The organism is Streptomyces sp. NPDC037301 (genome assembly GCF_055602785.1).
This window is the reverse complement of sequence record NZ_JBVJWD010000143.1, coordinates 1-3,250: the sequence shown is the minus strand read 5'-3', so window position 1 is coordinate 3,250 and position 3,250 is coordinate 1. Positions and strand designations below refer to the sequence as shown.

Below are 3,250 nucleotides of genomic sequence, written 5' to 3'. Positions count from 1 at the left end.
CAGATCACGCCCTCGAACTGCTGCCGCAGCCGCTCGGGTACGGGCCGTATCTCCCGATCGGTAGATACGGCCCAATGAACTCCCACTCCACGTCCGTCAGTTGCGCGCGAGTCATCCAAGATGATCTTCCGGATAAACCCTCCCGCAAGGGCCGATCCCTAGAACGATCACGACTCGATATATGCCCTAGTGGCCTGCGGACTGCAGTTCCCGTACCACGCGGGTCGCCACCGGCACGAGCACACCGTGGCGGTCGGCCGCGCGCAGCAGCGCTCCGCCGATGGCGTCGAGTTCCAGCGGCCGGCCCGCTTCCGCGTCGCGCTGCATGGAGGACTTGGCGTCGGGAGGGAAGGCGTCGTAGCGCGCCAGGGCCTGAGCGGGGTCCACCGGTGCGCCGCAGGCGCGGCTGACCGCGGCGGTTTCGGCGACCAGGCCCTCCAGCTCCTCGTGGTGGCGGGTGCGGACCTCTCCGAGGGGCGCGCCGTACCGGGTGGTGAGGAGGGCGAAGGGGGCGAGGAAGGCCATTTTTGCCCACAAGGCTGTGGTCTCGTCCTCAGTCAGGCGAGCCGTCACGCCCGCGGCGGACAGGGCGGTCGCCAGGGTTTCGACGTGGGGGCGGGGTGCCGTGCCGGCGGCCAGGTCGATCTCGACGAACGGGCTGCCGTGCTCGATGACGACGGGCCCGGTGCCATCGGGGGCAAGGCGGGTTGACTCCACGCGGATCACTCCGGGGGCCACCCGGTCAGGCCGGTAGCGAGCGCGGAGGGTGGCGGGGTGTTCGACGCCGTTCAGCAGCGGTACGACGAGGGCGTCGCCGAGGGCTGCGGGCGGGACGCGGGTAAGTGCGGTATCCAGAGCGATCTGCTTGACGGTGATCAGGCACGCGTCGACCGGCTCTCGCAGTTCGGTGTCCGTTTCCACGGCTGCGGTGAAGTCGCCGAACTGGCGGCTATGTACCTCGATCCCGCTGCTGCGCAAGGTGTGTGCCGTGGCTTCGCGGGCCAGGCAGATGACGCGGTGGCCGGAGCGGGACAGTAGGGCGGCCAGCAGACCGCCGATGCCGCCCGAACCCAAAATGGCCACCGTGGGCTTGCTCGTCATGAGTGTCACGAAGTTGTCCTCTCGTAGGTCGGCCCCGATGATCGGTGGCCGCCTTCAAGACGATCTTTGCAGAGGTGCCCGCCATGCGTGCGACTGGGGGTGCGGACCAGAACGCGCAGAGGCGCCGTATCAGGAGAGCTTGATCCTCAACCGGACCACCCATTGATCACGACTCAATACGCGCCCTAGTGCAGTGTCATGCCACACCCACGGAAGCCCGGGAGAACCACCACCAGAAGCACTGCTTCCCTGGGGTCGGTGGCGACGCGGTCGGGACGACGTCGACGTAGGACTGGGAGCCGAAGCCGCGGACCACCAGGACCGGGATGCCGTACTCGGCCAGCCAGCCAGCCAGCCAGCCAGCCAGCCAGCCAGCCAGCCAGCCAGCGAGCAGCTGCCGGAGCGTGTCCTTTTCGGCAGCGACGTGCACCGCATGCGACTGGCCGATCGTGCGGTCCAGGCCGAACCAGTTGGCGCTCTCGCGCAGGAACGAGCTCGCGTCCGTCCAGGACGGTGGGACGTGGACTTCGCGCAGGGTGTCGATCAGGTCGGGGAAGCGCCCCTCGCGGCGGGCCTGGGCGAGGTGGGAGGACAGGTGCCGGGGCAGGGTGGGGGCGGTGGCAGCACCAGCACCAGTACCGGCGGTGCCAGCGGGGCCGCCGGCACCGTTCCATTCTGTGCGGTCACGAACAGCGGGCCGGGGAGCGGGTTCTCCGGTGCCTCGGTCGGTACCGGTGGCACCGGGGGCAGCTTCGACGGCGGCTGCGCCGACACTGCCATCGCTGGTGGTGGGGGCGGTGGGGGTGGGTACTTCGCTGGCGGGGGCGGCGGCAGCGGCGCCGTCAACAACACGGGCGCCTCGGCAGGTGGAGGCGGTGGTGGTGGGGGCAGCAGCTTCACCACCCCCACGGGTACCGGCACGAGCTACGCGCTTTCGACGATGGGGACGGCGAACCACAACGGCCAGGTGATCATCTCCTACACGGTCCCGTCTTTGACCATCACCAAGACCCACACCAGGCACTTCACCCAGGGGCGGGACGGCACCGACACCATCACCGTGGGCAACGCAGCCGGGGCCGCCCCGACCAACGGCACCACGGTCACCGTGCACGACACCCTCCCCGCCGGGCTCAGCGCCGACAGCATCCGTGGCACGGGATGGAACTGCACCGTGAACACCCTCACCTGCACCCGTAGCGACGTCCTCCCCGCCGGCAGCAGCTACCCTCCCATCACCCTGAAGGTCGACGTCTCCTGCAGGGCCCACGCTCAGGTGACGAACACCGCCACCGCCACCGGGGGCGGCGACACCACTACCCACACCGCCACCAACCTCACCAAGATCAAGCGCCACAAGCACGACGAGCGCTGCGAGCGCCACGACCACTGGTAACCCAACCGACCTGTGCCAACGGCAGGGCACGTCCATCAGGACAGCCCTGCCGTTAAGCACGCGCTGCTGATCAGTGGCGGGAGCTTCGCGAGCGTCAAAGCCGGCAGTGGTTCATCAGCGGAAGGAAACAGTCACACAGACCGCACAGATCGTCCACCGGTCGGCCCACCAACCAAGACCATCACAGCCCTGGACAGGCGGACCGGTTGACCAGCTCAACGGTCTCCTGCGGCGCTTCGACCACATCACCGACTCCTGACCTGCCATGGCCGGGCGCGAAAACCCGGCCGGCTCCCCGTCTATCTGCTCGACGAACGTACGCCGCGAGCACCCGGTGGCGGAGCACGTGAATCGCCTCACCAACAGGTTGATCACAGCTTTCCGTCCGGCCACCGCCAGATCGGCCAGTGAGGTTCCCCCGAGATGCGGGGATGGGTGACAGAAGGTCAGATGGGTCTCATGAGAGGAGCCCAGACGATGCCTGCGCCGAGGAAGTACCCCAATGCCGCGTAGTTAAGGCGATTCCGCAGGTGTCAACACCAGGTGGTTGGCTTGTTGATGGAGGCCGGGCGTGGTCCATTCGCGGGCCAGGACGTAGACACCGCGGGCAGTTCGTTGAAGGACGCCCTCGTTGACCCAGCGACCGAGTTCGGCACGCGGGCCTTCCCCCGTGAAGGTGGGCACGCGGTTATTGATCACGCGGCGAGCGTGAGTTTAGCGGTGTGGTGTCGGTGTTCGTATTCGTTGGGGCTG

3 protein-coding genes are annotated in these 3,250 nt (G+C 68.2%); 1 reads left to right on the top strand and 2 read right to left on the bottom strand.

Annotated features, from left to right (window positions below):
- Positions 1-186 precede the first annotated feature (186 nt).
- Entirely contained in the window at positions 187-1,101 is a 915-nt protein-coding gene (locus tag ACZ7IB_RS48900; RefSeq protein WP_470921826.1) for a ketopantoate reductase family protein, read from the bottom strand.
- A gap of 196 nt (positions 1,102-1,297) precedes the next feature.
- Entirely contained in the window at positions 1,298-2,059 is a 762-nt protein-coding gene (locus ACZ7IB_RS48895; RefSeq protein ID WP_470921824.1) for a hypothetical protein, read from the bottom strand.
- Positions 2,060-2,095: 36 nt separating this feature from the next.
- Between ACZ7IB_RS48895 and ACZ7IB_RS48890 the strand changes: the two genes are divergently transcribed.
- Entirely contained in the window at positions 2,096-2,497 is a 402-nt protein-coding gene (locus ACZ7IB_RS48890) for a hypothetical protein (RefSeq protein WP_470921823.1), read from the top strand.
- Positions 2,498-3,250: the final 753 nt, after the last annotated feature.